General features: G+C 70.2%; 24 protein-coding genes, 4 tRNA genes and 1 pseudogene. 17 read left to right on the forward strand and 12 right to left on the reverse strand.

Translation table 11 applies throughout. The features are described 5' to 3' along the window. The first annotated feature begins 2 nt into the window (after positions 1-2). The 4 genes and pseudogenes from cydB to CRM89_RS31140 form a co-directional block, all read left to right on the forward strand. Positions 3-1,034: a cytochrome d ubiquinol oxidase subunit II gene (gene cydB, locus CRM89_RS24930; RefSeq protein ID WP_086847237.1), complete on the forward strand. Its 1,032-nt coding sequence runs from the start codon at positions 3-5 to the stop codon at positions 1,032-1,034. Positions 1,035-1,038: 4 nt separating this feature from the next. After that, complete coding sequence (gene cydD, locus CRM89_RS24935; RefSeq protein ID WP_098086456.1) at positions 1,039-2,898, forward strand: thiol reductant ABC exporter subunit CydD; 1,860 nt, start codon at positions 1,039-1,041, stop codon at positions 2,896-2,898. Between the two features lie 50 nt (positions 2,899-2,948). Next, a complete protein-coding gene (gene cydC / locus CRM89_RS24940; protein WP_098086457.1) occupies positions 2,949-4,577 on the forward strand; it encodes a thiol reductant ABC exporter subunit CydC in 1,629 nt (542 codons plus the stop codon). A gap of 380 nt (positions 4,578-4,957) precedes the next feature. Then, positions 4,958-5,227, forward strand: a pseudogene (locus tag CRM89_RS31140) (Uma2 family endonuclease); the annotation flags it as partial. A gap of 18 nt (positions 5,228-5,245) precedes the next feature. On the opposite strand, the gene CRM89_RS24950 reads toward CRM89_RS31140, so the two are convergent. The 6 genes from CRM89_RS24950 to CRM89_RS24975 all read right to left on the reverse strand — a co-directional run bounded on the left by CRM89_RS24950 (position 5,246) and on the right by CRM89_RS24975 (position 9,332). Then, complete coding sequence (locus tag CRM89_RS24950) at positions 5,246-5,953, reverse strand: FABP family protein (RefSeq protein ID WP_011207123.1); 708 nt, start codon at positions 5,951-5,953, stop codon at positions 5,246-5,248. 194 nt (positions 5,954-6,147) lie between these two features. Further along, entirely contained in the window at positions 6,148-6,453 is a 306-nt protein-coding gene (locus CRM89_RS24955; RefSeq protein WP_011207125.1) for a DUF1416 domain-containing protein, read from the reverse strand. A gap of 5 nt (positions 6,454-6,458) precedes the next feature. Further along, positions 6,459-7,292 (reverse strand): sulfurtransferase, encoded by an 834-nt coding sequence (locus tag CRM89_RS24960; RefSeq protein ID WP_011207126.1) that lies wholly within the window; start codon positions 7,290-7,292, stop codon positions 6,459-6,461. A 29-nt stretch (positions 7,293-7,321) separates the two neighbouring features. Beyond that, on the reverse strand, positions 7,322-7,810 hold the full coding sequence (locus CRM89_RS24965; protein WP_060593633.1) for a DUF4395 domain-containing protein: 489 nt from the start codon (positions 7,808-7,810) through the stop codon (positions 7,322-7,324). 266 nt (positions 7,811-8,076) lie between these two features. Continuing rightward, entirely contained in the window at positions 8,077-8,523 is a 447-nt protein-coding gene (locus tag CRM89_RS24970) for a thioredoxin family protein (RefSeq protein ID WP_098086459.1), read from the reverse strand. After that, on the reverse strand, positions 8,520-9,332 hold the full coding sequence (locus CRM89_RS24975) for an LmeA family phospholipid-binding protein (RefSeq protein ID WP_011207129.1): 813 nt from the start codon (positions 9,330-9,332) through the stop codon (positions 8,520-8,522). Before CRM89_RS24975 ends, CRM89_RS24970 begins: the two co-directional genes overlap by 4 nt. A 170-nt stretch (positions 9,333-9,502) precedes the next feature. Here CRM89_RS24975 and CRM89_RS24980 point away from each other — a divergent pair, with 170 nt between their 5' ends. From CRM89_RS24980 to pstB, 6 genes are all read left to right on the forward strand, one after another. Next, positions 9,503-10,261, forward strand: a complete 759-nt coding sequence (locus CRM89_RS24980; protein WP_011207130.1) for a response regulator transcription factor — start codon at positions 9,503-9,505, stop codon at positions 10,259-10,261. 3 nt (positions 10,262-10,264) lie between these two features. Beyond that, positions 10,265-11,176, forward strand: coding sequence for a mycothiol synthase (gene mshD / locus CRM89_RS24985; RefSeq protein WP_098086460.1), 912 nt, complete (start codon positions 10,265-10,267; stop codon positions 11,174-11,176). A 265-nt stretch (positions 11,177-11,441) separates the two neighbouring features. Further along, on the forward strand, positions 11,442-12,554 hold the full coding sequence (gene pstS, locus CRM89_RS24990; RefSeq protein ID WP_011207132.1) for a phosphate ABC transporter substrate-binding protein PstS: 1,113 nt from the start codon (positions 11,442-11,444) through the stop codon (positions 12,552-12,554). Between the two features lie 85 nt (positions 12,555-12,639). Then, positions 12,640-13,614, forward strand: coding sequence for a phosphate ABC transporter permease subunit PstC (pstC, locus tag CRM89_RS24995; RefSeq protein ID WP_011207133.1), 975 nt, complete (start codon positions 12,640-12,642; stop codon positions 13,612-13,614). Then, entirely contained in the window at positions 13,614-14,519 is a 906-nt protein-coding gene (pstA, locus tag CRM89_RS25000; RefSeq protein WP_060593630.1) for a phosphate ABC transporter permease PstA, read from the forward strand. The genes pstC and pstA overlap by 1 nt, the downstream gene beginning before the upstream one ends. An 18-nt stretch (positions 14,520-14,537) precedes the next feature. Next, the gene (gene pstB, locus CRM89_RS25005; RefSeq protein WP_011207135.1) at positions 14,538-15,314 is read left to right on the forward strand and encodes a phosphate ABC transporter ATP-binding protein PstB; all 777 of its coding nucleotides are present in this window, start codon (positions 14,538-14,540) and stop codon (positions 15,312-15,314) included. 96 nt (positions 15,315-15,410) lie between these two features. Here the strand turns inward: pstB and phoU are convergent, their stop codons facing one another. From phoU to dusB, 3 genes are all read right to left on the reverse strand, one after another. Continuing rightward, positions 15,411-16,073 carry a phosphate signaling complex protein PhoU gene (gene phoU / locus CRM89_RS25010; protein WP_011207136.1) on the reverse strand — a complete coding sequence of 221 codons (663 nt, stop codon included), beginning with the start codon at positions 16,071-16,073 and terminating at the stop codon, positions 15,411-15,413. Positions 16,074-16,356: 283 nt separating this feature from the next. Beyond that, on the reverse strand, positions 16,357-18,048 hold the full coding sequence (locus tag CRM89_RS25015; RefSeq protein ID WP_253805100.1) for an LCP family protein: 1,692 nt from the start codon (positions 18,046-18,048) through the stop codon (positions 16,357-16,359). 948 nt (positions 18,049-18,996) lie between these two features. Beyond that, positions 18,997-20,139, reverse strand: coding sequence for a tRNA dihydrouridine synthase DusB (dusB, locus tag CRM89_RS25025; protein WP_041559813.1), 1,143 nt, complete (start codon positions 20,137-20,139; stop codon positions 18,997-18,999). Between the two features lie 144 nt (positions 20,140-20,283). On the opposite strand from dusB, the gene CRM89_RS25030 reads away from it, so the two are divergent. Continuing rightward, positions 20,284-20,877, forward strand: a complete 594-nt coding sequence (locus CRM89_RS25030) for a hypothetical protein (RefSeq protein WP_098086462.1) — start codon at positions 20,284-20,286, stop codon at positions 20,875-20,877. Positions 20,878-21,017: 140 nt separating this feature from the next. On the opposite strand, the gene CRM89_RS25035 is transcribed toward CRM89_RS25030, so the two are convergent. From CRM89_RS25035 to CRM89_RS25045, 3 genes are all read right to left on the reverse strand, one after another. Next, positions 21,018-21,983, reverse strand: a complete 966-nt coding sequence (locus CRM89_RS25035; RefSeq protein WP_011207140.1) for an acyl-ACP desaturase — start codon at positions 21,981-21,983, stop codon at positions 21,018-21,020. Between the two features lie 311 nt (positions 21,984-22,294). Beyond that, entirely contained in the window at positions 22,295-22,891 is a 597-nt protein-coding gene (locus tag CRM89_RS25040) for a DUF937 domain-containing protein (protein WP_137354026.1), read from the reverse strand. Positions 22,892-23,070: 179 nt separating this feature from the next. Further along, a tRNA-Lys gene (locus CRM89_RS25045) sits at positions 23,071-23,146 on the reverse strand. Positions 23,147-23,980: 834 nt separating this feature from the next. On the opposite strand from CRM89_RS25045, the gene CRM89_RS25050 reads away from it, so the two are divergent. From CRM89_RS25050 to CRM89_RS25075, 6 genes are all read left to right on the forward strand, one after another. Next, entirely contained in the window at positions 23,981-24,646 is a 666-nt protein-coding gene (locus CRM89_RS25050) for a TetR/AcrR family transcriptional regulator (RefSeq protein WP_060593627.1), read from the forward strand. Between the two features lie 94 nt (positions 24,647-24,740). Continuing rightward, positions 24,741-24,813 (forward strand) — tRNA-Glu (locus CRM89_RS25055). Positions 24,814-24,842: 29 nt separating this feature from the next. Continuing rightward, positions 24,843-24,916 (forward strand) — tRNA-Asp (locus CRM89_RS25060). A gap of 74 nt (positions 24,917-24,990) precedes the next feature. Next, a tRNA-Phe gene (locus tag CRM89_RS25065) sits at positions 24,991-25,064 on the forward strand. A 144-nt stretch (positions 25,065-25,208) separates the two neighbouring features. Further along, positions 25,209-26,063: a hypothetical protein gene (locus tag CRM89_RS25070; protein ID WP_127516303.1), complete on the forward strand. Its 855-nt coding sequence runs from the start codon at positions 25,209-25,211 to the stop codon at positions 26,061-26,063. After that, positions 26,056-26,979, forward strand: a complete 924-nt coding sequence (locus CRM89_RS25075) for a hypothetical protein (protein ID WP_098086465.1) — start codon at positions 26,056-26,058, stop codon at positions 26,977-26,979. The genes CRM89_RS25070 and CRM89_RS25075 overlap by 8 nt, the downstream gene beginning before the upstream one ends. Positions 26,980-26,981: the final 2 nt, after the last annotated feature.

The following is a 26,981-nucleotide window of genomic DNA, read 5'->3' on the forward strand; positions in this document are numbered from 1 at the left end:
CGATGAGTCTCGCAGAGTTCTGGTTCGTCCTGATCGGCGTCCTGTTCACCGGCTACTTCGTGCTGGAGGGCTTCGACTTCGGCGTCGGCATGCTGATGCCGGTGCTTGGCAAGGGCAGTGACGCGCGGCGCCGGGCGGTGCTCAACACCATCGGCCCGGTGTGGGACGGCAACGAGGTGTGGCTGATCACCGCGGGCGGCGCGCTGTTCGCCGCGTTCCCCGAGTGGTACGCCAGCATGTTCTCCGGCTTCTACCTCGCACTGCTGCTGGTGCTGGTCGCGTTGATCCTGCGGATCTGTGCCATCGAGTACCGCGGCAAGATCGACGACCCGCGCTGGCGGGCCCGCTGCGACATCGGGATCGGCATCGGCTCCTGGGTCCCCGCGTTCGCCTGGGGCTGGGTGTTCGCCAACATCGTGCGCGGGGTGCCGCTGGACGCCGACAAGCAGCTGGTCGGTTCCATCGGTGACCTGTTCAGCCCATACGCGCTGCTCGGCGCGCTGGCCACCGGCCTGCTGTTCGCCCTGCACGGGGCGATCTTCCTGGGCCTGAAGACCGGTGGTGACGTCCGCGCCGACGCGGTGCGGGTGGCGAAGCTGCTGCTCGGTCCGGCCGCGCTCGTCGTCGGCGGGTTCGGCCTGTGGACCCAGCTCGCGTATGGTGCGGACTGGACCTGGATTCCGTTGGGGGTGGCGGTGATCGGGCTGGTGGGCGCCGCGGCCGCGGTGTTCGCCGACCGCGACGGGTGGGCCTTCGCGGGCACCGCGCTGACCGTCGCCGCCGCCACCGTGCTGCTGTTCGGCTCGCTGTTCCCGAACGTGCTGCCCTCCACCCTCGGCGACGCGTTCTCGCTGACCGTCGACAACGCCTCCTCCACGCCCTACACCCTGAAGGTGATGAGCTGGGCGGCCGTGGTGGTGACCCCCGTCGTGCTCGGCTACCAGGCGTGGACCTACTGGGTGTTCCGCAAGCGCATCTCGGTCGAGCACATTCCCGCCCCCGTGGGGCTCACCCCGCGTCCGGACAAGGACTGACACCGTGGCCCGCCCGCCCGTCGACCCGCGCCTGTGGCGGCACGCTCGCACGGCGCGCCGCTACCTCGGCTACAGCGTGGGACTGTCGTTGGTGACCACCGTCTGCATCGTGGTCGCCGCGACCGCGCTCGGGCGGGTGTTGGCCGGCGTCATCACCGACCCCACGCGGCGGCGGATCTCCGACTGGACCGCAGAACTCGTGGTCCTCGCCGTCGCCCTGGCCGGGCGCGCGGTGGCGAGCTGGTGGCAGGCGCGGATCGCGCACCGGGCCGGAGCGAGCGTGGTCGCCGAACTGGAGACCGCTGTGCTGGCGGCGGGCGCGGCCCTGCCGCCACGTGAACTCGACCGGCGCCGAACCGAACTCGCGGTCGTCGTGGGAACCGGGCTGAGCGGCCTGCGCGCCTACCTCACCGGCTATCTGCCTGCCCTGCTGCTCGCGGTGCTGGTGCCCCCCGTGGTGCTGGCGGTGATCCTGGCCCACGACCCGGTCTCCGCGGGCATCGCCGTGGTGACCCTGCCGCTGATCCCGATTTTCATGGTCCTGATCGGGCTGCTCACCCAGGGTCGTGCCGCCGCCACCCTGGCGGCGACCACCCGCCTGTCGGACCAGCTGCTCGACCTCTTCGCGGGCATGCCGACCCTGCGCGCACTCGGTCGCGAACACGCCGACGGCGGCCCGGCGGCCCGCACCATGGAGCATCGGGTGCGCGCCCTCGGCGACGCCCTGCGGGTGCGCACCATGCGCGCCCTGCGCATCGCCTTCCTGTCCTCGATGGTGCTGGAACTGCTCGCCACGCTCAGCGTCGCGCTCATCGCCGTGTCCATCGGCCTGCGGCTGGTGTACGGCGGCATGAACCTCTACGACGGGCTCGTCGCGCTCATCCTGGCGCCGGAGGTGTACCTGCCGCTGCGGATGGTGGGGGAGAGGTTCCACGCCGCGCAGGACGGGATGGCGGCGGCCGACAAGGCATTTGCCGTGTTGGAGCCTGAGGGGGTGCGGCGGGGTCGGATCGATGACCGGACGCTCGTCGGGGCGACGGACCGCCCGGCAGTGGATGAGCGGGGTGGTCTGGCGGTGGGTGGGCCGGGTGACCTGGCGGTGGGTGGACGGGGTGGCCCGGCGCTGGGTGGGCCGGGTGACCTGGCGGTGGATGGGCGGGGTGGCCCGGCGGTGGATGGTCGGGGTCCGGCGCTGGTCGAGTTGGCCGGTCTGGGTGTGCGGGCCAGGGACGGATGGGCTCCGGCGGACTTGTGCGCGGTGATCCGGCCCGGGGCCCTGACGGTGCTGGCCGGACCGAACGGCAGCGGCAAGTCCACGGCGCTGGCCGCGATTCTCGGGCTGGTGGACGCGGACGCGGGCCGGGTGCGCGTCGACGGGATCGACGTGCGCGAGCTGGACCCGGACGCGTGGTGGCGCCGCCTCGCCTGGCTGCCGCAGCGCCCGGTGCTCGTGCCCGGTACGCTGCGGGAGAACCTGGAACTGCTGGGCGCCGACCTGGTGGACCTGAATCGCGCTTGTGCGGCAACGGGATTCGACGCCGTCCTCGACGAACTGCCGCACCGGTGGGACACCGTGGTCGGCGTGGGCGGAGTCGGATTGAGCCTCGGCCAGCGGCAGCGGCTCGCCCTCACCCGGGTGCTCGCCGCCGACCGGCCGGTCCTGCTGCTCGACGAGCCGACCGCGCACCTGGACGAGGCGAGCGAGGCCGGCGTCCTCGCGGCGCTGCGCGAACGTGCGGCGGCGGGGGCGACGGTGCTCGTCGTGGGGCACCGGCCGACCGTGCTCGCGGCAGCCGACCAGGTGATCGAGGTGCGGTCGGCGGTGCCGGTGGGGCAGTCGGTGGAATCCGGCGGTGCGTCGTGAATTCAACGCCGGCGGAGCGGGTTCGGGCCGTCCGGACGGACCTGCGGCGGATGGGGGAACTGCTGGAGCCCGCGCGTGGCCGCCTCGCGGTGGCCGTGACGTGGGGTGTGGTCGCGCTCGGTAGTGCGCTCGGGCTGGCGGCGCTGGCCGCCTGGCTGATCGCCCGGGCGTGGCAGATGCCGCCGGTGCTCGACCTCAGCGTCGCGGTGGTGTCGGTGCGGGCGCTGGGCATCTCGCGCGGGCTCGCCCGCTACCTCGAGCGGCTCGCCACCCACGACGTCGCACTGCGCTCGATGACGAACGCGCGGGCCGCGGTGTACCGGAGGCTGGCCCGCTCGGACGTCTGGTTGCGCCGCGAGCGGCGCTCCGGCTCCGGCGCGGCCGCCGACAGCGCCGCCCGGCTCCGCCGTGGCGATCTGCTCGTGCGGATCGGCAGCGACATCGACGACCTCGGCGCGGTGATCGTGCGCGCCCTCGTGCCGATCGCAGTGGCCGCGGTGCTCGCGCTGGCCGCGGTGGGATTGATCGCCACCATTTCGGTGCCCGCCGCGATCATCCTGGCCGCCTCGCTGGCGGTGGCGGGCGTGCTCGCGCCGTGGCTGTCGGCCCGCGCCGCCCGGTCGGCGGAAGTCGCGGTGCGCGCCGACCGCGCCGAGTTCACCGCGCGGGCGCTGACCGTCCTCGACCACGCCGCCGAACTGCGGGTGGCGGGCCGCTTGGCCGGTACCGTCACCGCGGCGCGTGACGCGGGCCGTCGCTCGGTCGCCGCGGAGGACAGCGCCGCCGCCCGCACCGCCTGGTCCGCGGCCGCCACGCCGCTGGCGCTGGGTGCCAGTGTCCTCGGTGCGCTGCTCATCGGCGTCGTCGCCTACGGACCCGGCGGCGGACTGCCCGGCGGCATGACCCCGATGGCCCTGACCATCCTGGTGCTGCTGCCGCTGTCGGCCTTCGAAGCCACCGCGGCCCTGCCCGCCGCCGCCCAGTCGCTCACCACCGCCCGCGCCGCACTGCACCGCATCGAGGGCGCCACCCGGGCCGCAGTCGCGACGGACGGCGACGCGGCGCCGGTCCGGCCCGATCTGCCACCGGGCCGCCGCATCGCCGTCGTCGGTCCCAGCGGTGCGGGCAAGACGACGCTGCTCATGTTCTGGGCGGGCTTGTTCGACACGCCCCGGCCCGACGTCACGTTCTTCGCCGAGGACGCCCACCTGTTCGGCACGAGCGTGCTGGAGAACCTGCGGGTCGCGCGGGGCGACGTGACCGAGGCGGAGGCCGAGCGCGCGTTGCGTTCGGTCGGTCTGGGCGACTGGCTCGACGCCCTTCCCGACGGGCTGTCCACCGACCTGGCGGGCGGCGCCGCGGCCGTCTCCGGCGGGCAACGCCGCCGCATCCTGCTCGCCCGCGCGCTGGTCTCCCCGGCCCGGGTGCTGCTGCTCGACGAACCCACCGAACACCTGGAGGCCGGGGCGGGCGCCGACCTGCTGCGCGCGCTGCTCGACGCCGACTCCGGACTGGTCGAACCGGACCGCGTGGTGGTCGTGGTCACCCACCAGCTGCCCGCCGACCACCGCGCCGACGTCGTCGTGCGGGTGGACACGTCCTGGCAGGTCGCCGTCGAGCGTTCGCCCCGGTCGGCCCCGGATTCCGCCCCCCGCGAAAATACGTTGCCGACCTCCTGACGGCCGACTACCTTCGGGCGTACACGAGGAAGGAGGTGGTTCGAAGAATGGATAGTTCTAGGACACGTGAGGTGGCTGTCCGCTAGCGCCACCGCTGCAGGTGGTATCCGCCCGCGCGAGCGCTGAGCGAATACCAGGCAGTCACCCGGCCCCCGAGCCCCCGGTCCTGTCCGACCGGGACCCGTGCAGGCACCCGCCGCACCGGTACGGCTCGGGGGCCGTTCCCTTTCCCGACCAGGTCCGCCCCACGGGCGCTACGCAATGACCGTCGAGCCGCTACCCGACTGGGTGATCCCTCCTGCGGGCGGCTACACCGTCGACGCGTTCCTGAAGCTGCGTGATCTTCCGAAACACACCGAACTGATCGACGGGGGTCTGGTCTTCGGGACCTGGTCCTCGCCGTCGAAGCGGTGTCCCCGGACTCCGAGGAACGTGACCGGGAAACCAAGCCGCTGAAATACGCCAACGCCGGGATCCCGCATTTCTGGCGGGTCGAGCGGGGCAGCGACGATCGAGTGGTGGTCTACGCCTACGAGCTCGACCGCGTCTCCGCCCGGTACGTGCCGATCGGCATCTTCCACGACCGGCTGAAGCTGCCGGTCCCGTTCCCGCTCGACATCGACCTCGAGGCCCTCGGTCGTCGCGGCTGAGCCGGTGCTGCGGGTGGTTCAGCCGATGTAGCGCTGGAGGCGGGCGGAGAGGCGCGGTTCCAGGGGGCCGTCGGCGACGACGCGTTCTTCGACGTAGGCGAGGTCGCCGCCCTCGACGATGCCGTACAGGCGCTTGGCGCCGCCCACGACGACGCCGGACTGGCTGCGGATCACCACGTCGGTGGCCAGCTCCCAGGACGACTGGGTGAGCGCGGTGCCGTAGAAGAGTTCGACGATGCCGGAGCTGTGCGTGAGCAGCAGTTCGATGACCTCGTCGTCGCCGTCCACACCGACCCGCCAGAACCCGGTCTCGCGCAGGTCCGGGCCGCCGTAGCTGCCGTCGGCTTCGATGAACCAGCTGCGCGACTCCCAGGACAGGTAGTCGCCGCCGTCGTGGGAGACGATGATCTGCTGGCCGAAGCGGTAGTCACCGCGGGCGGGATCGTTGCCCTCGCCCTCGCCGCGCCACACGCCGACCATCGGCAGCAGCGCCAGCATGGCGGGGCTGAGATCGGGGCCGAGGCGCAGATTCGCGGTGTCCTCGGGCAGCGGAAGATCCGGCAGCACCGGAATGTTCCGGCTGCCGGTGGCCTTGGCGCGCTCGGCGGCGTCGGCTACGGCCTGGTCGCCGCTGCGCCGCGCGGGCCGGTCGGCCGGCGCGTTGCCGTTGCTGTGTTCACTCGCGCGCTCGGCCGGATCGGAACCTTCGCTCGCGAGATCGCTCATGACTCGGTGAACAGCCGGTAGAAGACGTACAGGCCGAACCAGCCGATCAGCAGCGACACCAGGACCAGCAGAATCTCGAAGAAGAGGACCACGCAACCGAGTCTATCCACGTCGGTGCCCGGCAACGAAACGGCCCCGCGGCAACCCACCGGTAGAACCGGCGGGAGCCGCGGGGCCGTCGTGCCCTGCTGGTCTTACTTGGCGACCGCGACGTCCACGGTGTGGATGCCCGCGCCCTCGGGGCGCACCTCGGCCGAGCCGTTGCCCGCCGAGGACAGCGCGCGCACGGTCCACGTGCCCGGCGCCGCGAAGAAGCGGAAGTCACCGGTGCCGGAGGCGACGACCTCGGCGGTGAAGTCACCGTTGCCGTCGAGCAGGCGGACGAACGCGCCGCCCACCGGCTGCCCGTCGGAGGCCAGGACGCGGCCGGTGATGACCGTCTCCTTCTCCACGTCGACGCCTGCCGGAATGGCCTGTCCCTGGGTAGGTGCTGCACACATGCTGATTACGCTCCCAACTCGATCGGTGCACCGACGAGGGAGCCGTACTCCGTCCAGCTCCCGTCGTAGTTCTTGACGTTCTGGTGGCCCAGCAGCTCCTGCAGGACGAACCAGGTGTGCGAGGACCGCTCACCGATGCGGCAGTAGGCGATGGTCTCCTTCTCCGGATCCAGGCCCGCTTCCTTGTAGATCTCGGTGAGTTCCTCGTCGGACTTGAAGGTGCCGTCCTCGTTGGCCGCCTTGCTCCACGGCACGTTGATGGCGCCGGGGATGTGGCCGGGACGCTGGCTCTGCTCCTGCGGCAGGTGCGCGGGGGCGAGGATCTTGCCGGAGAACTCGTCGGGCGAACGCACGTCGACGAGGTTCTTGGTGCCGATGGCCGCGATGACCTCGTCACGGAAGGCGCGGATCGACAGGTCCGGCGCGGAGGCCTTGTACTGGGTGGCCGGGCGGTTGACCGGCTCGGTGGACAGCGGGCGGCCGTCCAGTTCCCACTTCTTGCGGCCGCCGTCGAGCAGCTTGACGTTGTTGTGGCCGTAGAGCTTGAAGTACCAGTAGGCGTAGGCGGCGAACCAGTTGTTGTTGCCGCCGTAGAGGATCACCTCGTCGTCGTTGGAGATGCCGCGCGCCGAGAGCAGGTCGGAGAACTGCTGCTGGTTGACGAAGTCCCGGCGAACCGGATCCTGCAGGTCGTTCTTCCAGTCGAGGCGGACGGCACCCTCGATGTGGCCGTTGTCGTAGGCGGAGGTGTCCTCGTCGACCTCGACGAAAACCACGCCGGGGGTGTTGAGGTTCTCTTCGGCCCAGTCCACGGAGACCAGGACATCGGAGCGAGCCATTGTGTTCCTTTCAGCGATGACGAGCAGGGTCAGTTCGATGCCGGGGACCCGGCGGGGCGGAAGCGGGCGACCAGCGGATAGATCCGGCAGCCCAGGCAGAGGCCGAACGCGGCGTTCAGGAACGCCGCGAACAGCGCGAAGCCGGCGAACACGGCGCCGACGACGGTGGAGCCGAGCACGAAGCCCAGCAGTGACACGGCCGCGAAGACGAAGCCGAGCAGTTGGGCGAAGCGCAGCGGCGGGGTCGGCTCGGTCTCGCGCACCGGCCCGAGTCGCGGTGCGACCAGGGCGGCGAAGACCAGTCCGTAGGGGTGCTTGCGCGGCCCGGCCAGCGCGCCGATCGCGAACACGACCGCCTGCACGGCGATCAGGACGGCGGCGAGCCCGGGGGAGACGGCGGCGGCGAGCAGGACCAGCACCAGCACGGCGGTGGTGATCCAGGCGACGAACCGCGGCCCGCGCACGTCGACCCGGTCGAGGGCGCCGTCGGCTTCGGTGGTGGTGGAGGTGGTGGACATGGTGCGTACTCCTGCGCTGATTGCTTCGATGGCGGGATTGCCAGATCGCCGGGGGATCGTGAGATCACTCGCACGGCGGGCAGCGGTCGGCGTCGGAGAGACGAGAGGACGGCCGACCGATCAGCGGCACAGGCAGCAACAACCACCGAGCCGACACAGATCCACTGTGCGGCGTCGGGTGAGCATCAGCTCGTGGTTGGCTTGCACGTGAGGCAGTTTACCCAATCGGCGCGGGAAATTGGACCGGGGGTGCGCGGCCGGTGTTCTCAGCCCTGGTCCGCGGCCGTCAAGGGGGCCAGCGCGGAACGCAGATCGCCGGCCTTGGGCACGCCGGAGATCCGGAACCGCTCGCGGCCCGCGGCATCGAAGACGAAGGTCGTCGGCAGCGACAGCACATTGAGTTCGCGGGCCAGCGCGGGCTCGGCGTCGATGTCGATCTCGATGTCCTGCGGCGGGTGCGGCTCGGCCGCCAAATCCGCTGTGACACCGGCGACGACGCGGCGCACGGCCGCGCACGGGCCACACCATTCCGCGGAGAAGTGCAGTACCGCCGGGCCGGTACCGGTGACGCCCGCGGCGGCGAGCAGCCCGGGCCGCTCGGGGTTGGTGCTCGCGGGCGCCGCCGGGCGCGCGCGGCCCTCGCGGCGCCGGATCAGCAGCCCGATCAACACCGCCAGCACCAGCACGACGATCAGAATTGTGATTTCGGTCATGGCCGCTGCAACTGGTCGAGATCGATGGTCACGTTGTCTCCTCTGCCGTCGACCACGATCTGGCCGCCGAGCGCGATCACCTTGGTGGGGTGCACGCCGAACGGCAGATCCTTCGTATCGATGGTGCGCGTGAAGCGGGCCAGCACGGCGGGCTGCTCGGCCTCGGGCACCACCGCGGTGGTGCTCAGGTCGCTGTCGCTGCTGCGGTGCAACTCGGTGGCGGTGATCCGGATCTGGTCGCCGTCGAGCACGAGTTCGGCGTCGACCGCGACCTTCTCCCCGCCCTGGCCCGCCGCCTTGCCCGGCTGCGTGCCCGTGCCGGGCAAGGTGCCGGTGAGCACCAGCGCACCCTCGGTGGTCATGCCGGAACCGCCCGATCCGCCGGTGCCGTCCGATTTGTCCGCCGGACGCGAATGCACTTGCAGATCCGGGATGTTGAACAACCTGCCCAGCTCGGTGGGCTCGATGCGCATCGCCGCCTCCACCCGCTCGACCGGCACCCGCCTGCCGCCGCCGTCGTTGAGCTCGCTCAGGCTCAGTTGCACGCCGGTGAGGGTGGCGTCGACGGAGATCTCGCCGGGGATGTCCGGCCGCTTGACCGCCGCGCGGATGACCACACTCTGGTACCGGCCGTCCAGCGCCTGGGCGAGGAAGGGGAACCCGTGGATGGTGACCTCGGGGTCGGCGCTGAGATCGGCTCCCTCGCGCAGCGTCCGCGAGACGCGGTACTCCGAGTAGGCGGCCGCGGCGAAGTCCACGAGCACGGCCACGCCCGCCAGGCACAGCAGGCCGATGATCAGCTTGCGCATGCCTTGCACACTAATGCGGGAAGGGCACGGTGGCGGCGACGGTGCCCGATGGTGGCCGGAGTGCGAGGTCATCGGGCTCTACGCGCTAATCTTGCTCCGATCACCTGTATCAGCAATGTGGCTTTCGGCGGTGCTGCTGTTGCCCGTGCTATGAGATGGGAGGAGGGCTTGTGGAGCTGCTCCTGCTGACCTCCGACCCCAACCCCGAGTCGGTGTTGCCCTCGCTCGCGCTGCTCGCGCACACCGTGCGACCGGCGCCCACCGAGGTGGCCTCGCTGCTCGAGGCGGGGACCGCGGATGTCGCCCTGGTCGATGCCCGCACCGACCTGGCCGCGGCTCGCGGCCTGTGCCGACTGCTCGGCAGCACCGGTTCGTCGGTTCCCGTCGTCGCGGTACTCACCGAAGGCGGCCTGGTCGCGGTCAACGCCGACTGGGGCCTGGACGACATCCTGCTGCCCGGCACCGGCCCGGCCGAACTGGACGCGCGCCTGCGCCTGCTCGTCGGCCGCAACGGCGGGGTGGCCAGCCCCGAGAACACCGGCAAGATCACCCTGGGTGAGCTGGTGATCGACGAGGGCACCTACACCGCCCGGCTGCGCGGCCGCCCGCTCGATCTCACCTACAAGGAGTTCGAGCTGCTGAAGTACCTCGCCCAGCACGCGGGCCGGGTGTTCACCCGCGCCCAGCTGCTGCAGGAGGTCTGGGGTTACGACTTCTTCGGCGGCACCCGCACCGTCGACGTGCACGTGCGGCGCCTGCGCGCCAAGCTCGGCAGCGAGTACGAATCGCTGATCGGCACCGTGCGCAACGTCGGATACAAGGCGGTGCGCCCGGCGCGCACCCCGGCCAAGGGTGAGGCGGTGTCCTTCCCCGAGGACGACAGCGAAGGCGACGATTCGTTCGCCCCCGTCAACGGATCGGCGCAGTAATCCATGGGCGACATCACCTTGCGCTGGGCGCAGCGGCTCGACGGCGAGACCGCCGACGCGGTGCGCGAACTCCTCGCCGCCGCGAGCGCGGCCGACGGCGTCGCGCCCGTCTCCGAACAGGCGGTGCTCTCCCTGGGCGAGCCCGGTGCGGCCAGGCATCTGCTGGCCGAACACGACGGCGAACTGGCCGGCTACGCGAATCTCGTTCCGGCACATGGAGATCACCCCGCCATGGCGGAGGCCGCCGTGGCGCCGGCGCGGCGCGGCCGTGGCATCGGCACCGCGTTGGTACGCGAGGCGCTGGCGGCGGGCGGTGCGGACGCGCGGGTGTGGGCGCACGGTGACCGGCCCGCGGCCAAGGCGGTCGCCGCCCGGCTCGGGCTGCGCACCGCCCGCGAGTTGTGGCAGATGCGCCGCAGTCTGGCAACGCCGCAGTTACCGGAGTTGGTGGTTCCGGACGGGATCGTCCTCCGTACCTACGCGGGTCCGGCCGACGACGCCGAACTGCTCCGCGTCAACAATGCGGCGTTCGACTGGCATCCCGAACAGGGCGGCTGGACCGAGCGCGACATCGCGGTGCGCCGGGCCGAGTCCTGGTTCGATCCGGCCGGCCTGTTCCTGGCCACCGACACCGCCGCGCCCGACCGCGTCCTCGGCTTCCACTGGACGAAGGTGCACGCCGACGAGCAGCCGCCCGTGGGCGAGGTCTACGTCGTGGGGATCGATCCGGCGGCGCAGGGGCGTGGCCTGGGCCGACTGCTCACCCTGGCGGGTCTGCACCACCTGCGCGAGCGCGGGCTGGGCGGGGTGCTGCTGTATACCGAGGCCGACAACACCGCCGCGGTGAACACCTACACCAAGCTCGGGTTCGCGCCCGCGCACGTGGACGTGGCGTACGCCGCGAACGGGGCCTGACCGGGGGTCGATCGCGGAACGCGAGGTGGCGCGGGAGTGTCCGCCGGTAAAAATGCGGCAAATATCACGCAATTCGGACGCAATCGGACGGCCCTGTTCACCTCGCGTTCACTCCGGCTCGTCCAACTGTCAACCGGGCGACTCTACGTTATTTGTGGGCAGCAGGCCGTTGCCCGGTGCGCAAGTTCCCCGTGAACGGCCACCACAACCACCCGCCCGGGCCGGTGAGGGACCGGGCGTGTCGGACGCGATTCCCGGAGGAATAGTGAATTTCAAGCGCAGCAGCGCCCTGGTGGGTGCTCTGGCCGTCGTCGCCATGCCTCTCGCCGCCTGTGGCAGTGACGACAACACCAGCGGTGACACCAGCAACGCGGCCAACAGCAGCGTCGCCTGCGGCGGCAAGGAGTCGCTGAAGGCCAGCGGCGCCTCCTCCCAGAAGAACGCGATGGAGCGCTTCATCGCCGCCTACGAAGCCAACTGCGACGGCTACACCCTCAACTACACCTCCAGCGGCTCCGGCGCGGGCGTCAACGAGTTCCTCGGCGGCCAGACCGACTTCGGTGGCTCGGACTCCCCGCTCAGCCAGTCCAAGGGCGAGCCTGCCAAGGCCCAGGAACGCTGCGGCGCCCCGGCCTGGAACCTGCCGACCGTGTTCGGCCCCATCGCCATCACCTACAACATCGACGGCGTGACCGACCTCGTGCTGGACGGCCCGACCGCGGCGAAGATCTTCAACGGCACCATCAAGACCTGGGACGCCCCCGAGATCAAGGCGCTGAACCCGAACGCGCAGCTGCCCGCCGCGCCGATCGCGGTGATCTTCCGCTCCGACGAGTCGGGTACCACCGACAACTTCCAGCTCTACCTGGACGCGGCCTCGGGCGGCGCCTGGGGCAAGGGCGGCGGCAAGACCTTCAACGGCGGTGTCGGTGAGGGCGCCAAGGGCAACGAGGGCACCTCGGCCGCGATCAAGAACACCAAGAACTCGATCACCTACAACGAGTGGTCCTTCGCCAAGTCGCAGAACCTCTCGGTCGCCCAGATCGTCACCTCGGCCGGGCCGGAGCCGGTGAAGCTCTCGGTCGAGACCGCGGGCAAGGCCATCGACGGCGTGAAGATCAAGGGCGAGGGCAACGACCTGGTCCTCGACACCAGCTCGTTCTACCAGCCGACCGTGGCGGGCTCCTACCCGATCATGATGGCGACCTACGAGATCGTGTGCTCGAAGTACGCCGATGCCGCCACCGGCCAGGCCGTCAAGGCGTTCCTGACCTCGGCGGTGACCAACGGGCAGAACGGCCTGGAGGACAACGGGTACATCCCGATCCCCGAGCAGTTCAAGACCCGGCTGACCACGGCGATCAACGCCATCTCCTGAGCCAGCCATGACCGTGCACCCTGAGGTGGCCGCGACGGGCTCGTCGGATTCGACGGGCCCCTCCGCGGCTGGAGATACTGCGCACATGCCGAGTGAACCGAACACCGAATCGGCCCCCACGAAGACCAGGACGCCGCACAGCGGGCGCGCGGAGACGATCTTCCGGTCGCTGGCCACCGCCGCCGGCGCCGTCATCGTCGCCGCCATCGCGCTGATCGCGCTGTTCCTGCTGATCCGCGCGGTGCCTTCGCTCAGGGCCGACACGGTGAACTTCTTCACCAGCACCGAGTTCAGCACCAGCGACCCGGACAACCTGCGGTTCGGCATCCGCGACCTGTTCATGGTCACCGTGTTGAGCTCGGTGTTCGCGCTGGTGATCGCGGTGCCGATCGGTGTCGGCATCGCCCTGTTCCTCACCCACTACGCGCCCAAGGCGCTGGCCAGGCCGTTCGCGACCCTGGTCGACCTGCTGGCGGCGGTGCCCTCGATCGTGTTCGGTCTGTGGGGCTTCCTCGTGCTCGCGCCGAAGATCGAGCCGGTGCAGCGTTTCCTGAACGAGAACCTGGGCTGGTTCTTCCTGTTCTCCGACGGCAACGTCTCGATCTCCGGCGGCGGCACCATCTTCACCGCGGGCATCGTGCTCGCCGTGATGATCCTGCCGATCATCACCTCGGTCTCGCGCGAGGTGTTCAACCTGACCCCGGTCGCGCACATCGAGGCCGCCCAGGCCCTCGGCGCGACCAAGTGGGAGGTCGTGCGGATGACCGTGCTGCCCTACGGGCGCAGCGGTGTCATCGCCGGCTCCATGCTCGGTCTCGGCCGCGCGCTCGGTGAGACCATCGCCGTGCTCGTCGTGCTGCGGACCTCGGCACAGGCGGGGAGCTGGTCGCTGTTCGACGGCGGCTACACCTTCGCCTCCAAGATCGCTTCGGCGGCATCGGAGTTCAGCTCGCCGCTGCCGACCGGTGCCTACATCGCGGCGGGCTTCGTGCTCTTCGCGCTGACCTTCGTGGTCAACGCGCTGGCCCGGCTCGCGGCAGGCGGAAAGGTGAACGGCTGATGACGACGCTGACCAAGTTCGACCAGCCGGTCAAGGCACCGACCTTCCGGGACATCAGCACCTCCCGCAAGGTCAAGAACCACATCGCCACCGCCGTGGTGAGCATCTGCTTCGCCGTCGCGCTGATCCCGCTGGGCTGGGTGCTGTGGATGGTGGTCAGCGAGGGCATCGGCGCGGTGCTCTCCTCCACCTGGTGGATGAACTCCCAGAAGGGCATCCTGCCGGACCAGTCCGGCGGCGGTGTGTACCACGCGATCTACGGCACCATCATCCAGTCGGCGGTGGCCGCGATCATCGCGGTGCCGCTGGGCATCATGGCGGCGGTCTACCTGGTCGAGTACGGCCGCGGCCGGCTGGCCAAGGTGACCACCTTCATGGTCGACATCCTCGCCGGCGTGCCCTCGATCGTCGCCGCGCTGTTCATCTTCGCGCTGTGGATCGCGACCCTCGGGTTCCCGCAGAGTGCCTTCGCGGTGTCGCTGGCCCTGGTGCTGCTGATGCTGCCGGTCGTGGTGCGCAGCACCGAGGAGATGCTCAAGCTCGTGCCCGACGAGCTGCGCGAGGCCTCCTACGCGCTCGGCATCCCCAAGTGGAAGACCATCGTGCGCATCGTCGTCCCGACGGCGCTGCCCGGCATGATCAGCGGCATCCTGCTGTCGCTGGCCCGAGTGATGGGCGAGACCGCGCCGGTGCTGGTGCTGGTCGGCTACGCCAAATCCATCAACACCAACCTCTTCGACGGCAACATGGCCTCGCTGCCGCTGCTGATCTACCAGGAGCTGGCCAACCCCGAGGCCGCGGGTCGGGAGCGGGTGTGGGGTGCGGCGCTGACGCTGATCCTGCTCATCGCCCTGCTGTACGCGGCGGCCGCGGTCGTCAACAAGCTGCTCACGCGGAACCGATAGAAGCGAACGGAAACTCACATGGCCAAGCGGATCGACGTCAAAGACCTCAACATCTACTACGGCAAGTTCCACGCCGTGGCCGATGTCTCGCTGACCGTGCTGCCGCGCAGTGTGACCGCCTTCATCGGTCCCTCCGGCTGCGGTAAGTCCACCGTGCTGCGTTCGCTCAACCGCATGCACGAGGTGACCCCCAACGCCCGCGTCGAGGGCGTCGTCGCCCTCGACGGCGAGGACATCTACGGCGAGAACGTCGACCCGGTCGGCGTGCGCCGCACCATCGGCATGGTGTTCCAGCGCCCGAACCCGTTCCCCACCATGTCCATTCGCGACAACGTGGTGGCCGGCCTGCGCTTGCAGGGCGTGCGCAACAAGAGCGAGCTCGACGAGGTCGCCGAGCGCTCGCTGCGCGGAGCGAACCTGTGGAACGAGGTGAAGGACCGCCTCGACAAGCCGGGCGGCGGCCTGTCCGGCGGTCAGCAGCAGCGCCTGTGCATCGCCCGCGCGATCGCGGTCTCGCCCGACGTGCTGCTGATGGACGAGCCCTGTTCGGCGCTGGACCCGATCTCCACCCTGGCGATCGAGGACCTGATCACCGAACTGAAGAAGGACTACACGATCGTCATCGTCACGCACAACATGCAGCAGGCGGCGCGGGTGAGCGATCAGACCGGCTTCTTCAACCTGGAGGCCCAGGGCAAGCCCGGCAAGCTGATCGAGATCGACGACACCGAGAAGATCTTCTCCAACCCCGGCCAGAAGGCGACCGAGGACTACATCTCGGGCCGCTTCGGCTGATCGACCCCGGATACCGGAAAGGCCCGCGTGAATCGCGCGGGCCTTTCCCGTCTTTCGGCGCTCTGCCCGGGCGTGACCCGGGCCGAGCGTCCGGTCTCAGTTCTCGACGTCGGGGTCGGGCGGCAGGGTGCCGGTGACCAGGAAGATGACCCGGCGGCCGATCTCCACCGCGTGGTCGGCGAAGCGCTCGTAGTAGCGCCCCAGCAGCGTGACATCGACCGCGGCGGCGACGCCGTACTTCCACTCCCGGTCCATCAGCAGCGTGAACAGATGGCGGTGGAGGTCGTCCATCGCCTCGTCGTCCTCGTTGAGCTGCGCGGCGCGCTGCGGGTCGCGGGTCTCGAGCACCTCCTTGGCGCCCTGGCCCATGCTCACCGCGATCCGGCCCATCTCGGCGAAGTAGCCGTTCACCGCCTCCGGTAAGGCGTGGTTGGGGTGGCGTCTGCGGGTGACCTTGGCCACGTGCAGTGCCAACGCGCCCATCCGGTTGACGTCGTTGACGATCTGGATGGCGCTCACCACCTGGCGCAGGTCGCCCGCGACGGGCGCCTGCAGCGCCAGCAGAGCAAACGCCCGCTCCTCGGCATCGGAGATCATCTCGGCGATCCGGTCGCCCTCGCTGATCACCTGCTCGGCCAGGGCCAGGTCGGCCTGGAGCAGCGACTGGGTGGCCCGATCCATCGCCGAGCCGGCCAGGTCGGCCATCTCGCCCAGCAGGCGGGCGAGATCGGTCATTTGCTCGTTGTAGATGACACGCATGAACGCTGACATTAGTGCGATGCGGCGACCAAGTCACCAACACCGGGTTAACCGGAGGTGGGCGCGTCCGCCGAGGTCACTCGCAGGTCACGGCCGCGCCCACCGGGTTCGATCAGCTGTAGACGTAGAACCGCCGCACCTGCCACGAAGATCAGCTTTCGTACCACCGGAACCCCCCTTCTCGATGTCGAACACCGTCGAGTACTGCGGGCGAGGTGGGAGTTCCGCGATTTCGCCTGCTGCCGAGCATATTCCGGAATGCAAGGCACAGCTGACGGACCGTCTACTTGCAGATCTCGTCGGCCGCGTTGACGTGTTCCAGATCCGCGGGGAGGACGGCCGGAGCCGACTCGACCGACGTGCTCGTCGCGACGTTGCTGATCACATCACCGACCGGGGTCGGAGCCTGCACGGTAACGCCGTTGGCGGAGTCGGTTCCGACGACCACCTCGACGATGCCGCCGAGGTCGTCGGCGGCCTCGATGGTCGCGCCGGGGACCGCCGAGGCCACCGTGGCGGCCTCGGCTTCGAGCCCCGCGCCGTAGCGAACCTTGGTTGTTGCCGATGTGCCGTTGGCGTAGTTGCTGACGTTGTAGATCGTGAAGCCGTGGTTGTCGAGCTTGGTGGCCGCGGTGCGGGCCAGGCCGTCGTAGCCGGAGCCGTTCGAGACCAGCAGCGAGACCGTGGAGGGGTCCACCGCCGTATACGTCGACGGGGTCGGCGCGGCCGGGGCCGGGGCCGGCGCGTCGGCCGGGGTCGTCGGCTTCTCGCCGGGCAGTGGCTGGTCGTCTCGGATCGCCTTGAAAATCGCCTTGATGTCCGATTCGCGAGGGATCTCGTTGCCGTAGGCGGTGGTGCCTGCGGTCGGCACGGTGAGGAAGGTCACCGTACCGGCGTCGAGTTTTTGCAACGAGCGGCCGAGCGTCAGCAGATCCTCGGGCTTGGTCGTTTCGTCGACCATCGTATGAGCGGTGAATTCTTTGATGAAACCGTTCAGCTTGCCCAGATCGAGGAACACATTGCTCGACAGGGCGCCGCGCAGCAACGAGGCGAGGAACCGTTGCTGGCGGTTGATCCGGTCGTAGTCGCTGCGCTCCTCGCCGTAGACGTGCCTGGCGCGCACGTACTTCAGTGCTGTCTCGCCGTTGATGCGTTGCTTGCCCGGTTTCTCCAAAATGGTGCCGAGCACATCGTCGACGAGTGGCTTGGTCGCGCAGACCTCGACCCCGTCGATCTTGTCGACCATCGCTTCGAAGCCGGCGAAGTCGATGGCGATGAAGTGATTGATCGAGGCGCCGGTGAGGCGCTGGATCGTGGAAACCAGGCACTGCGGGCCACCGAGGGCATAGACAGCGTTGAGCTTGTCGCCGATGGCGGGCGGGAAGGTCTCCTTGGTGTAGGTCTTGTCGCCATCCCAGCCGTTGCACTTCGGCCTGGTCACGTCGAGATCACGCGGGAAGGACACGATGACGACCCGGTTCCGCGCCTTCGGAATGTGCACGAGCATGGTGGTGTCGGCGCGAGAACCCTCGGCGTCGTCCAGGGTGCCTGCGCCCAGTTGCCCGTTGGCGCCCGCGCGGGTGTCGGTGCCGACGAGCAGGTAGTTCTCGTCACCGAGTTGTGCGTCGGAATCGACGATGTCCTCGGAGTTCTCGTCCAGCGCCGACACCTGGGTGAAGTCGTTGCCGGTGGAGCGCAGGTAGCTCCAGCCACCGCCGGTGATCAGCAGGGCAAGCACGGCGGACAGGGCCGCGGCCGAGCGGCCGAAGGCCTTGGCGCGCCGGGTGCGGCGCTGCCTGCTCGCGGCCAGCCGCGACAGCGGCGGGCTCGGCACGGCCTTCGGCTCGGCGGGCTTGTCCGGCTCGTCCGCCACGTCGTCGGTGGTGGGCCAGCCCATCGCGTTGCGGGCGGGCTCCGGCTCGGCGACCGGCGGGATGATGTCGGTGACCTCTTCGGCGTCCTCCGGCGGCGCCACGGGCTCGGCGTGCCTACGGCCGCTCGTCGGCTTGGGTGCGGCGGCCTGGCCGCCGGTGATGTCGTCGACGATGGGGGAGGACTTCGACCGGCGGCCCGGCTCGGGCCGTGCCGTGGGGGGTTGGGCTGGGCGGCGCGCGGACGGGGCTTCCTGGCGCGGGGCGGCGGGCGACGCGGCGCGCGGGTCGGTCGCGCGCGATGGTGTGGCAGGTGCGGCCGTGCGCGGGTCGGTCGCACCCGGTGCCGTGGCCGGCGGTGCGATGCGGGGGTCGGCTGACCGCGGCGGCGTGGCGGGCGATGCCGCGCGGGGGTCGGCCGAGCGCGGTGGGGTGGTGGGGATGCGGCGCGGGGGTCGGCCGAGCGCGGTGGGGTGGTGGGGGATGCGGCGCGGGGGTCGGCTGACCGCGGAGGGGTCGCGGGTGAAGCGGCGCGGGGGTCGGCCGAGCGGGGTGGGGTGGCCGCTGATGTGGCGCGCGGATCGGCGGCGCGGGGTCGGTGGCGCGCGGATCGGTTGCGCGCGGGGCCGGGCCGGGTGCGGCGGGCCGGGGCTCGGCGGCGTGGCCGGGCTCGCGGCGGGCGGTGCGGGCGGCGTCCGGGTCGGCGCGGCGGCGCCGGGCGACCCGCTCGCTGTCGACCTTCTCGACGAGGTCCTGAACGGTCAGCGGGGTGCCCTCGTCGGGGGCGTCGAGGTGCCGGGACCGCCGCGACGTGCGCGATCCCTCACGATCGGGCGTCTCCGCCGCGGGATAGCGCTCCCACGGGGCGCGACCTCCGGGCCGCTGGGCATGCCCGTGCCGATCGTCACCCACCAACGAACCTCGCTTTACTTCTTTGCTGTCGCCCGGGCCGAGCTCGACCGGCATGACACGATTGCGCCAATGATAACGATTCCGCCACGGTGAGCCACTCTGGTGCGAATCCGGCTGTGCCGTCACACCGTTTCCGCAGATCAGCCCCCGCTGTGCATGACGTCGGCCGCGGTGGGCACGGCGGGATCGTCCGGGTCGTCGAGCCAGCCGTGCGGCAGCGCCACCTTGCCCGGGGAGCCCTGGCGCCCGCGCGGGCCCTCGGCGTCCTTGGGGAACGGCGCGGTCGGATCGAGCCGGCCGATCAGGTCACGCAACTGGGCCAGGCTCGACACCGTCGCGAAGGACCGGCGCAGGTCCGCGCCGACCGGGAAGCCCATCAGGTACCAGGCCATGTGCTTGCGCAGATCGCGCATGGCCTTGTCCTCGCCGAGGTGTTCGGACAGCAGCGCACCGTGCCGGTACAGCACTTCGCCCACCCGGCCCAGGTTGGGCGGCTCCGGCAGCGGCTGACCGCGCAACGCCGCCTGCAACTCGGCGAACAGCCAGGGCCGCCCCAGGCAGCCGCGGCCGACCACCACGCCGTCGCAGCCGGTCTCGGCCATCATCCGCACCGCGTCCTCGGCGGCGAAGATGTCACCGTTGCCGAGCACCGGGATGGTGGTGACGGCCTCCTTGAGCCGGGCGATCGCCGACCAGTCGGCCTGGCCGGAGTAGCGCTGCGCGGCCGTGCGGGCATGCAGCGACACCGCGCGGGCGCCCTCGGCCTCGGCGATGCGGCCGGTGTCGAGGTAGGTGTGATGATCGTCGTCGATGCCGATACGGAACTTCACCGTCACCGGCACGCCCGCCGGTTCCGCGGCGGCGACCATCGCGCGCACGATCCGCGCGAACAGCGCGCGCTTGTAGGGCAGCGCGGCACCGCCGCCGAGCCGGGTGACCTTGGGCACCGGGCAGCCGAGGTTCATGTCGATGTGGTCGGCCCAGCCCTCGCCGACGATGATGCGCACGGCCTCGCCGAGCGTCTGCGGGTCCACGCCGTAGAGCTGCATCGACCGCGGATGCTCGTCGGCGTCGAAGGACATCATGTGCAGGGTCTTCTCGTTGCGCTCCACGACCGCGCGGGCGGTGATCATCTCGCACACGTAGATCGAGGTGGCGCTGCCGAACTCCCGGCACAGCTTGCGGAACGCGAGATTGGTGATGCCCGCCATCGGCGCGAGCACGACCGGCGGATCGACCGGATACGGGCCGATCCGCAGCGTCGAGGTCGCCTCGGTAGTCATCGTCACGCCCTCCAGTGTCTCATCAGGGCACTACCGGCTGGTAAGCGCCCGAGCGCGACCCCCTAGTCTGTGACCACCCACAATTAGCGATACCGGGCGTAACGCATTCATCTGGACGCCTGCACGACGACATCGGAGTTCCCCATGCCAGCCGAGGACATCGAACCGGGCCAGCCGCGCGAGGCGGCCGAGTCCGCGCCCGCCCGTCCGAAGGGCGCCACCGTGTCGATCCCGCTGTCGACGATCGGATGGTCGGTGGCGCTCGCCGTGGCCACCGTGCTCGCCGTGGTGTTCGGCGCACTGTGGTGGTCGGCCCGGGACGACCTGGACGAGCGTGACGCCCGCGCGGCCGACGAGCGCCGCGCCGAGCAGGTCGCCACCGATTACGCCGTCGGCGCGGCCACGGTGAACTACCAGGACGTCACCGCCTGGGTCGGCAAGCTGAAGGCCAACACCACCCCGCAGCTGGCGACCAAGTTCGACGCCACCGCGCCCAAGCTCGAGCAGATCCTGGTGCCGCTCAAGTGGACCTCCACCGCGTCGCCGATCGCCGCCGAGGTCGCCTCCGAGGCCGACGGCACCTACAAGGTGAACGTCTTCGTCAACGTCACCTCCACCAACGCGCAGAGCCCCGAGGGCGCGCAGACCACCGTCACCTACACCGTGACACTCGACAAGAACGCCGACTGGAAGATCACCGACGTCGGCGGGGTGGACGGCGCACTGCCGATCAAGTGACCCGACACGACAGCGCCGCCGCCGAGCGATTCGGCGGCGGCGCTGTGCTGTTCGGGAACGACGCGCTGTTCGGGAACGACGCGCTGTTCGGGAACGAGGCGCTGTTCGGGAACGAGGCGCAGTCCGGGTCGAGCTGTGGGTCAGCTCGCGGCGGCGTCCGCCATCTCGCGCTTCTTGGCCTCGCGAGCCAGCATGCGGTCGCGCTGCTCCTCGAACTTCACCACGTCCTTGGACAGCTTGTCCAGGAAGGCGGCCAGCCGCTCGCGGGTCTGCTCACCGCGCGCGGTGAAGTCGGTGCGGTCGAAGACGTTCCACTTCTTCAGCACCGGCTGGACGACCTCTTCCAGGTGCTGGCGCAGGTCGTAGATGCCGTGCTTGGCCATCAGCACGCCGTTGCGGCGGAAGTTGGGCATGCCCGCGCCCGGCATCTGGAAGTGCTCCAGGATCAGCGTGATCGCCTCGATGGCCTGGTCGGGCACCAGGTCCAGGGCCGCACCGCACATGTTGCGGTAGAAGATCATGTGCAGGTTCTCGTCCGCGGCCACGCGCTGCAGCATGCGGTCGGCGATCGGGTCGTCGCAGACCTTGCCGGTGTTGCGGTGGCTCACGCGGGTGGCGAGTTCCTGGAAGGTGACGTAGGCGACCGAGTGCAGGAAGCCCGCGTCGGCTTCGGCGGGCGAGGCGAAGCCGTTGGTCATGTGGATCATGCGGGCCTGCTCGAGCGCGACCGGATCCACACCGCGGGTGACCACCAGGTAGTCGCGCATCACGATGCCGTGCCGGTTCTCCTCGGCGGTCCAGCGACCGACCCAGGTGCCCCAGGCCCCGTCCTGGGAGAAGTTCTCCGCGATCTCGCGGTGGTAGGAGGGCAGGTTGTCCTCGGTGAGCAGGTTGGTGATCATGGCCGCCTTGGCGACCTCGCTCAACTTGGACTGTTCCGGATCCCAGTCCACGCCGCCGAGTGCCGCGAAGTTGCGGCCCTCGTCCCACGGGACGTAGTCGTGCGGATGCCATTCCTTAGCCAGGGAGAGGTGACGGTTGACGTTTTCCTCGGCAACCGGCTCCAACTCCGTGAGCAGCTCGAGTTGAGTCAGATCCCTTGCCATGTATCAGCCCTTCATTGTCTGCGTGCACGCTTGCAGGTCGTATTTCCGGAGTAGACCGTGCCCGATGCGGCCATACCTTACGGCACCGTAGGTGTGAGGCGAAACGCATCGGGCGGTGACAGGGGGAAGTCACGACCGAAGGCCCCGTCGGTTGGGACGAAGGTCCCGGTTTCGGCGGCGAAACCCGGCCCGACCTCCCCCGAGTGTAGGCGCAGGTGGCCGCCGAGTGGGCTCCTTGCTCGCTCGTTCGGTCCCCGACAATCACCGATCTATCGCCGCGCCCGCGCCGCCGTTACGCCGGATCGCCGGATTCAGCGCTTCCCGCCGAGCAGGCCGCCGAGCACGTTGCCGAGGGCGCCACCCGCGTTCTTGGCGATGGCTTCGCCGATGGCGCCACCGATGCCGCCCTTGCCGCCACCGAGCAGGCCACCGAGGATGTCGCCGATCGCGCCGCCGGCGGAAGGCGTGGGCGCGGGTGCGGGCGCCTGGGGTGCCGCCGCACCACCGGTGAGCTGCTTGGCCAGGTAGGCGAGCACGATCGGGGCCAGGATCGGCAGCAGCTGGGCCACCAGGTCGTTGCCGCCGGTTCCCGCGGTCGAGCCGAGCGCGCTGATGACCGTGTTCTTCTCCGCGCCGAACACCTTGTCGACGATCTTGGCGCCGTCCGCCACGTCCACCTGGGCGATGTCGACCGCGCCCTGGCCCTCGACCAGGCCGGGGTCGTGCTTGTCCAGCGCGCCGACCAGCGCGGTCGCGCCCGCGGGCTCGGCGGCGTTGGCCTGCAACCCGCCGAGCAGCGTCGGCAGCGCGGCCTGCACGGCGGTGCGCGCGGTGGACTCGTCCACGCCGAGCTTCTCGGCGATCTGGCTGATCGGAACGTTGGAGAGCAATTCGTCGAAGGAAGTCATCGGCTCCGCCTGTCTCGAAGGATGCCCCCGATGTGCCGGGGACGGCCTCACAGTAAAGGAAACCCCGGTCGTGCTGCCGACATTCATGGTTGCTGTGGCCGCTGGGACCGCCCTGTGTGCCGGCGGTGGATCCCCTGGGAACGACACAGGCGCCCGGGCGACCCCGGGCGCCTGCCGCCTGGTGCCCCCACCAGGGCTCGAACCTGGGACCTGCGGATTAAAAGTCCGTAGCTCTACCAACTGAGCTATAGGGGCGCGAGGGGCAAGTGTAATGGGCTCGGGCGGGGTTGGGGAAACCGGGGGAGCGGAGCCGCGGGGCGGCATGGTAACGGCGCGGCCGTGGTGACGGCAGCGGTGGGCTGGGCGTGGGGGCCGGGGGTGCTGGTCGCGGTATCCGGTTGGGGCCGAGCTTTGTTCATTTCGGCCGGGCGCGGATACTATCGAATCGTGTTGCCTACCAATCAGTTTGGTTTCGCAGTCGGTAGGTCGTCCGGCGCCGCTGCGGCGAGGGCCGGCGGATGCGGGTCGGCGCGGACGATCGGCGGCGGCGCCGGGCGCGGTCGCGTGGTGCCGGGATGTCGGCATCCGTGGTGAATTGGAAATCCGCCCCGGACAATCATTTTCGATTGCGCAATGTTAGCTGTCACAGTTATCCGCGCGGTCGGCTATCTGACTCGCCGGTTTGCCGCGTGTCGGAACGCGATTGCGGGTACGGTGACGCTCTGGTGAATTCCGGAAGAATCGCCGTGCCACCCGGGGCGGTCGGAATTCGACTCGTCATCGTGGTGCCCGCAGGTGTTGCGACCGGCCGGTCCGGTTGTGGCAATCAAGGAGTCTATGCCGCAGGAGGCTGATCCGAGACAGGTCCGAGACGTAGGTACGCCCGGGTGCGCACCCCCTGCGGCGCACCCGGGCAGAGAAATTATACCAGCTGGTGTGTTTAACGGAATTCTCGAGTTTTCGTACCTCAGGTCCGAATTTCCGCGAGAAACCGGGCTTCAAGTATTTACCTTTATTAACTGTGCGCCAGGGGTCCAGTCCTACGGGGGGCTTCGATTGGCGGTGAGTAGCTTCGGAGGCGTTTCGAGCATGGCACGGCAGCAAGAGCGGGCCCGCCGGACACGGGCGGCGATTATCAGGTCCGCCGCCGTCGAATTCGGGAAGAGCGGCTATGCCGCGGCATCGCTGAACCGGATCCTGGAAGGATCGCGCGCGACCAAGGGTGCGATGTACTTCCACTTCGACTCCAAGGAGGACCTGGCAAGGGCGGTGCTGGAGACCGCGGTCGAACGCTACCGTTCCTCGGCCGAGAGATGGCTGGCCAGAACGGATCTCGGTCCACTCGACGTACTGCACGGCATGATCGACGAGCTCGCGCTGCGGCTCGAGCACGACATCATCGTGCAGGCGGAGTACCGGCTCATCATCGAGCCCGACTTCTATCGCGACGTGCAGGTCGGTGGTGGGCGCATCCTCACCCGCGCCACCCGCTCGCTGGCGGTCCGCGCGATCGACCACGGTCAGCTGCGCGAGGACGCCGACCCGGACCGGTTCACCCGCACGCTCACCGCGGCGCTGGCCGGCCAGCGCTACCTGGTGGACCTGCTCGGCGGCGCGTCCGATCTGCGCAGCCGGTTCCAGGAGGCGCTCGAGGTCGTCGTGGCGTCGATGGCGACGCCCGAGTGGTGCGAGAAGTTCGCGGTGGACGGGTGGGGTGCCTCGGCACGGCTGGAAGAGCTCGGACTGGGCCTCTGACCAGCCGATTTGGGAATCTCGGCGAAGCTGTCATAAGCTATGCGAGCTCCCAACGGACAGCCGTTGAAAGCCGGTCCGGAGAAATCCGGGACGAGCCCCCTTCGTCTAGCGGCCTAGGACGCCGCCCTTTCAAGGCGGTAGCGCGGGTTCGAATCCCGTAGGGGGTACGGTCCACGGATCGTTGGTAGCAGAGCATGGCCCTGTGGCGCAGTTGGTTAGCGCGCCGCCCTGTCACGGCGGAGGTCGCGGGTTCGAGTCCCGTCAGGGTCGCAAGTAAGCGCCGGAGCAATCCGGCGCTTCGCGTATGGCAGCGTTTCGCGCAGTAGCCCGGAACGGGTGCCTGCGGCCAGGTAGCTCAGTTGGTACGAGCGTCCGCCTGAAAAGCGGAAGGTCGCCGGTTCGATCCCGGCCCTGGCCACCGAGAAGACCACCTGGTGACAGGTGGTCTTTTTTCGTCTCCGGGGCTGGATGCGCCGGGCGGGGTTCTGGAATCGAGTAGTGCGGTACGCGTTCGCGGACGAGTCCGCCTCCCTACCGTCGTCGGTGTGATTCGGCGCACTCTGTGGTGATCTCCGCTACGGCGCCGATCCGGCCGGGCCGCACTCGCGGGTGCCGGTCCGAGCCGTCCTCGGTGGAGGAGGCGATGGTGGTGCGCGGCGCGGTGGTGGGAGTGCTGGCGGTGATCGGGGTGGCGGTGCTCGGGTGCGCGGAGGACGGCAGTCCGGCCGGACGGGAGCCGGTCACCCGGGCCGGTGCGGGGGCCGTGACACAGGACGACTCCGAGGGTGGGCCGCAGGCGCCGGGGATGCCGGAAGGCGGGAACTCCCAGGGCGCACCGGGGAATCCGGGCGGGCAGCAGCAGGGACGGGTCGCGAAGGGGCTGCCGGTCGATCTGGGGGAGTACCAGTTCAGCTTCCAGAACACGGCCCAGTCCGTGGCGGAAGTGCTGGCGGGCCGGGTGGCGGTCGGGTGCCGGGCGCAAGGGCTGCCCGCGGACTGCGTTCAGGTGCGGGTGGTCGTCGATCCCGCGGCCGTCGAGCCGGAATGCCCGAACCCGTCGGGCGAAGAGACCCCCTACCCGGCGGGGACCGTGCTGCTGTCGAGCGCGTCGGGCGTCAACGGGATCGACCGGCCTTTCCCCTCGGGCGGTGTCGGGCCGAAGGCCACCGCCGCCCCCGGCGAGACGGTGACCGTGTACGGCGTGCCGTGCCGCGCCGCGGTCACCACCGCGGGGCCGACCACCGACACCGGGCCGTCGACACCCGAATCGACCCAATCGACCACACCCGAATCGACCCCGCCCCGGGCGACCACGACCGAACCGATCGAACCGGGCCCGACCGAACCTGGCCCGACCGAACCGGCGAATCGGCTTCCCGAGGGCACCCCTGCCGCTACGGAGCCCGGCCATGGCTGACGAGCCGGCCCCGGTCCGCGACAATTCCACCTTCGCCGGCCTCTCCCAGGTTGCCCACGTGGTCGGCCAGTTCGTCGCGCCCGCCACGCTGCTGGCCGGTCTGCTGTTCTACTGGGGCTTCTTCCACGCGCGGGGGTTCTGCGGCTACCTCGGTGTGAAGTCGGATGTGCTCGGCCTGAGCACCACCGACTACGTGATGCGCAGCGCCGACGGGCTGTTCGTGCCCTTGGCGGTGGTGGGTGTGACCGCGCTGGCGCTGCTGTGGGGCTGGGGCGTGCTGCCCAACCGGGTGCGCCGCGCGCCGTGGCCGCCGTGGCTGCTCGTCGTTCTCGCCGGGCTCGCGGTGCTGCTGATCGCCAACGGCGCGTCCCGATTGCTGTTCGAATGGTGGGGCAACCGGCGTCTCGCGGTCGCGCCCGCCTGCCTGATCGCGGGTGTGCTGCTGTTGCGGGTGGTGGTGCGGGCGCGCCAGTCGCCGCTGCACCGCGCCGACGGCGAGCGCGGTGCGGTCGACCGCTCGGTCGCGCCGCTGGAATGGGGCCTGGTCCTGCTGCTGGTCGGCGGCGCGTTCTTCTGGGGTGCGACCGACTATTCGATGGCGGTCGGCACCGGCCGGGCGGCCACCTACATCGCGGAACGGTTGGCGAAGGAGCCCGGCGTCACCGTCTACAGCGAGAAGAACCTCGAACTCGCCGTGCCGGACGTCACCGCCACCGCCTGCACCGACCCGGCCGCCGCCTACCGTTTCCGTTACGAGGGCCTGGTGCTGGTGATGAGCACCGCCGACAATTTCGTCCTGCTCCCGCGCACCTGGAAGCCCGGCACGGGCACCGCGGTGGTCCTGCCGCGGTCGGGTATCGGGGCCACCAGGGTCGAGTACTCCGGTACCGACGCGGGGCCGCGCCCGGCGTGCTGATG

The sequence above is a fragment of the Nocardia sp. FDAARGOS_372 genome (genome assembly GCF_002554515.1).
Classification (GTDB): Bacteria; Actinomycetota; Actinomycetes; order Mycobacteriales; family Mycobacteriaceae; genus Nocardia; species Nocardia farcinica.